We start from the raw sequence: 4,537 nt of genomic DNA, 5'->3' as shown, positions 1-4,537 counted from the left end.
GGGAGGCGTGAGGCGAACGCCTCCCCGCCCTACCTTCGCTCCCATGAAACCCACTGCCCCGCCGGTGCTGGCGCTGGCCTCGTTTCCGGGGCCGCTGGCCCGCACGCCGTACTACTGCGACCGGCTGGAACGCCACATCGTGCGCCACCCGCACGTGAACGCGCCGCACGCCCACGACTTCTACCTGCTGCTCTACATCACCGAAGGCGCAGGCACGCATACGGTTGATTTGGTAACGTATGAGCTGCGGCCGGGCAGCCTGTTTTTTCTGGCGCCGGGGCAGGTGCACCACTGGCAGCTCGCGCCCGACACGGCCGGCTACGTGGTGTTTTTCAGCGCCGACTTCTACCTGTTTCGCTACCCCGGCAGCGGGCTCTACGACTTTCCGTTTTTCGACAGCGCCCACCCGCCGGTGCTGTATCTGCCGCCGGCCGAAACCGACATTCGCCCGCTCATCGAGCGCCTGTTTGCCGAGTACGAAACGCCCCAGGCCAATCAGGCCGAAGTTTTCCGCTCCTACCTGCACCTGAGTTTGGAGCTGGCCGCCCGCCACTACGCCGCCCCCGCCGCCGCCGAAACGGGCCTGGCCCAGCAGCAAATCCGCCAGTTCGGGGCGCTGCTGAACCAGCACTACCGCACTCTGCGCAGCGTGCGCGACTACGCCGCGCTGCTGCACGTGTCGGCCAACCACCTCAACGCCCTGTGCCGCCGCGTACTCAACAAAACGGCCAGCGACCTCATCCACGCCCGCGTCATCACCGAGGCGCAGCGGCTGCTCAGCCACTCGGCCCTGGGCGTGGCGCAGGTGGCCTACGCGCTGGGCTTCGAGGATGCCTCATACTTCGGGCGCTACTTCCGCAAGTACACCGGCATCACGCCCGAAGCGTTTCGGCAGCAGCGTTGATTTGTCCGGTAAGTGCCCGCAAATGGGCGGCTGTCGCGCTTTCGGCCCCCGGTAATTTTGGGGTATCGAAAGCGGCAGGTGCCGCGCCGGCCAGCCGCGCATGGGCGCGGGCCGCATTTTTCCGTATAGATTTCCGGCTTCCTCATGCCCCTCTCCCCCGCCCCCGCTATGGCCGAACCCGCCGATACCGATACCTACGAACTCGTTGATTCCACTGCGCTGGCGCTGGCCAAGCTGCGCTGCCCGCGCTGCCACCGCGGCCCGCTGTTCACGCACTCCGCCCTCAACCTCACCAAATTCGCCCAGATGCCCGCGCAGTGCCCCGTGTGCAGCCAAACCTACGAGCCAGAGCCGGGCTTCTATTTCGGCTCCATGTACATCACCTTCGGCTTCAACGTGGCCACTACGCTGGTACTGGGCGTGCTCATCTACTACCTCCTCGGCGACCCCGACACGTGGGTGTACGTGGCCATCATCACCGGGGCCACGGTGCTGCTCACGCCCCTCATCCTGCGCTACTCGCGCGCGCTGATGCTGTATCTGTTCGGCGGCGCGCGGTACAGTCACAAGTGGGGACGCGGATAAAACGAGTACCCCGAAATTTCATTTCGGCCCGCGTGAACAACGTGTTCACGCGGGCCGAAATGAAATTTCGGGGTGCTCGCTTTAACAGCCCTATTTCAGCACCTGCGCGCGCCACACGTTGTTGCCGGGGTTGGCGTCGGGCAGCAGCTTGGTGGGGTTGAGCTGCACGCGGGTGAGCGGCGTGGTCGTGTTCACGCGGAACGTCCAGGTGCCGCTGCGCTGCCATACTTCCACGGGCAGGCGCACGCGGGTGACTTTGCCGCTGGTTTCGGTCACGTCGGCAATGACGGGCATGGCGGCCTGGCCCTTGTTCTCCACGGTGATGAGGGCGCCCTGGGCGGGGTCCTGGTTGGCGTAGGCCACGGTGGTCACGGCCTGGTCCAGAATCCAGTTGTTGTACACCCACTCGCGCCAGAACCAGGTCAAATCCTCGCCGCTGGCCTCGTTCATCGTCCGGAAAAAGTCCTTGGGCTGCGGGTGCTTAAAGGCCCAGCGCTTGATGTAGGTGCGGAAAGCGTAGTCGAACCGCTCGGGCCCCAGAATCTCGGCGCGCAGCAGAAACAGGCCGTAGCCCATCTTGCTGTAGGCCGCGTAGCCGAGGAAGTTGGAGGGCGTTACGTCGGGCACGGTGTAGGGCGGCACGGTGGTCGGGTCGCTCATGTAGCGGATGTTGCCCTGCACCAGGCGGGCCGTGTCGTTCAGCACTTTAGCATATTCGCCGTTATTAAAGGCGTTGCTCGACAGAATGTTGATAAACGTATTGAAACCCTCGTCCATCCACGGGTACTTGCGCTCGTTCGAGCCTACAATCATCGGAAACCAGTTGTGGCCAAACTCGTGGTCGGTTACGCTCCACAGGCTGGCTTTGCGGGCCTTGGCGCCGCAGAACACGATGCCCGGGTACTCCATGCCGCCCACCACGCCGGCCACGTTCGTCGCCACCGGGTAGGTGTATTCGTACCACTGCTTCGAGTTGAATTCGATGCTCTTCTTCACGTATTCCGTGCTGCGGTTCCAGGCCGTATCCTGCGCCGCCTCCACCGGGTAGAGCGACATGGCCAGCGACTTACGCCCGCTGGGCAGGTTCATCTTGGCGGCATCCCACACGAAGGCCGACGACGCGGCCCAGGCCACATCGCGCGCCCGCTGGCACCGGAAATGCCAGGTCAGGCGGCCGTTCTGGCCGCCGGGCCGCGAGCCGGCCTGCGTCACCTCGTCCACCGAGCGCACAATGACGGTTTGGTCGGAGCCGGCGGCTTTGGCCAGACGGCTCTGCTGGGCGCTGGTCAGCACTTCGGCGGGGTTCACCAGCTCGCCCGAGCCGCCCACGAGGTAGTTGGCGGGCACGTTCAGGGTGTAGTCGAAATTGCCGTATTCGAGGTAAAACTCGGCCGTGAGGTAGGGCAGCGTGTTCCAGCCTTCCACGTCGTCGTATACGGCCATACGCGGGTACCACTGCGCTACCTCGAATATCTCGCCGTTCTTGGTTTTGAGGCGGCCCAGGCGGTCGGAGCCGTACTCCGGAATGCTAAAGCCGTAGTCGATATTGATTTTCAGCTTGTCGCCGTTGGGTTTCAAGGCCTCAGGCAGAATAATCTGCATGCGCGTATCATTCACGCGGTAGTTGGCCTTCAGCTTCTTGCCGTGCAGCTCGATGCTCACGGTTTGCAGCGAGTCGCCGCCCCGGAAGGCGCGGTCGGCGTTACCAAACCGGCCGCCGCCGATGGGCGTCACGGCCCCGCCGCGCGAGTCGTTGCGGTACAGGTTCTGGTCGACCTGCAGCCACACGAAGGGCAGCGCGTCGGGCGAGTTATTGGTGTAAGTAATGACCACGGAGGCCGTAACGCGGGCCGTTTTCTCGTCCAGCCGGGCGTTGATTTTGTAGTCGGCCGCGTTCTGCCAGTACTCGGCGCCGGGCTGGCCGCCGGCCGTGCGCGTAGGCGTGCTCAGCTGCTCAATAAAGCTAGGGTTGAACAGCGTGCGCGAGTCGTAGGCCGGGCCGGTATTGATGCTCTGGGCCAGGGCCGGGCCGGCCGCCAGCAAGGCCGCGCCCAGCAGAAAATGGAGTTTCATGCGAATGATGAAGGAATAAAGCAGGAATGAAGGACACAAAAGAACGTCATGCTGAGCGCAGTCGAAGCATCTTTACCGCTACACATTCCGGCCGATTGGGATTAGTTGCGCAGTAGCGATGCTTCGGCGAGCTCAGCATGACGTTCTTAACCAGACCACCGCTATTTCTTACCGCCCCTAGCGCAGCCGCTGCTGCACCAGCTGCATCAGCCCGTTTAAATCGGCCGCGTCCATCTCCGGCGCTTCGATGAACGGCGTCAGGCGGCCATCCTCGCTCAACGCGAAAGCGGCCGGCAGCGGGTGCGCCGCCTGCGCCGGGTAGTCGCGCACGAACTCGTCGCGGTGCAGAAAATCGACCGGCACGGGCAGCGTTTTCACAAAATCCCGCCACGCCGGAAACATGCTGGTAGCGCCGTAGGTGATGGCGCACAGCGAACACGGGTAGGTGCTGGGCGAGAGAATTTTGTGGAACATGTCCTTGAGGCCGGCCAGGCGGCCGCCATCGGCATTGTACACAAAAATGAGGCGTTGGGGCAGCATCAGGCGGGGCCGGCGAAAGGACGGGCCGCAAGATACCCGTTCTAGGGCTGCCTCACGGCCCGGCCGGGCGGTCCAGACTCAGGAGCAGGCCTTGCAACTCCTGGTTCAGCAGGCGCACCGAGGCTTGCAACTCGTTGAGCATGTTGGCGCGCACCGTCAGGTCGTCGGCTTCGTAGGGGCCGCCCGCGCCGAAGAGCAGCGCCTGCTGCTGCCGGCCAGCCCTGGTTTCGGGCGCGTTCAGCTCGCCGTAGCGCTGCCAACGCAGGCGCGTGTTGTGGGCCACCGAGTTTTTGCCCCGGTTGCTAAAGGCCTTTTCCGTGAGCAGGTACCACACGCCGGGCGGGTACACGGCCGATGCCGGCGCTTCGTGCCACACGTCGGCCAGCAGGTTGCGCGGGTGCACAAACGGCACCGTGCGGTGCGACGCGAGCGTGA

The 4,537-nt window shown here is 64.3% G+C and carries 4 protein-coding genes and 1 pseudogene; 2 read left to right on the top strand and 3 right to left on the bottom strand.

Features of this window, described 5'->3' with window-relative positions:
* The first annotated feature begins 43 nt into the window (after nt 1-43).
* The gene (locus ACYVDE_RS15170) at nt 44-904 is read left to right on the top strand and encodes a helix-turn-helix domain-containing protein (RefSeq protein WP_460502381.1); all 861 of its coding nucleotides are present in this window, start codon (nt 44-46) and stop codon (nt 902-904) included.
* Nucleotides 905-1,072: 168 nt separating this feature from the next.
* A complete protein-coding gene (locus tag ACYVDE_RS15165; protein WP_460502380.1) occupies nt 1,073-1,489 on the top strand; it encodes a DUF983 domain-containing protein in 417 nt (138 codons plus the stop codon).
* A 90-nt stretch (nt 1,490-1,579) separates the two neighbouring features.
* Here the strand turns inward: ACYVDE_RS15165 and ACYVDE_RS15160 are convergent, their stop codons facing one another.
* From ACYVDE_RS15160 to ACYVDE_RS15150, 3 genes and pseudogenes are all read right to left on the bottom strand, one after another.
* Nucleotides 1,580-3,562, bottom strand: coding sequence for a M1 family metallopeptidase (locus ACYVDE_RS15160; RefSeq protein WP_460502379.1), 1,983 nt, complete (start codon nt 3,560-3,562; stop codon nt 1,580-1,582).
* A gap of 177 nt (nt 3,563-3,739) precedes the next feature.
* Nucleotides 3,740-4,102, bottom strand: coding sequence for a hypothetical protein (locus ACYVDE_RS15155; protein WP_460502378.1), 363 nt, complete (start codon nt 4,100-4,102; stop codon nt 3,740-3,742).
* A gap of 52 nt (nt 4,103-4,154) precedes the next feature.
* Nucleotides 4,155-4,537 (bottom strand): annotated as a pseudogene (locus ACYVDE_RS15150) (hypothetical protein); the annotation flags it as partial.

The sequence above is a fragment of the Hymenobacter agri genome, from assembly GCF_054778495.1.
Note: the sequence above shows the minus strand (reverse complement) of the source record. Positions and strands in the feature narration are given on the sequence as shown.

Coding starts and splice junctions, on each gene's coding strand:
- ACYVDE_RS15170 (WP_460502381.1), top strand. CDS start 44: ATGAAACCCACTGCCCCGCCGGTGCTGGCGCTGGCCTCGTTTCCGGGG.
- ACYVDE_RS15165 (WP_460502380.1), top strand. CDS start 1,073: ATGGCCGAACCCGCCGATACCGATACCTACGAACTCGTTGATTCCACT.
- ACYVDE_RS15160 (WP_460502379.1), bottom strand. CDS start 3,562: ATGAAACTCCATTTTCTGCTGGGCGCGGCCTTGCTGGCGGCCGGCCCG.
- ACYVDE_RS15155 (WP_460502378.1), bottom strand. CDS start 4,102: ATGCTGCCCCAACGCCTCATTTTTGTGTACAATGCCGATGGCGGCCGC.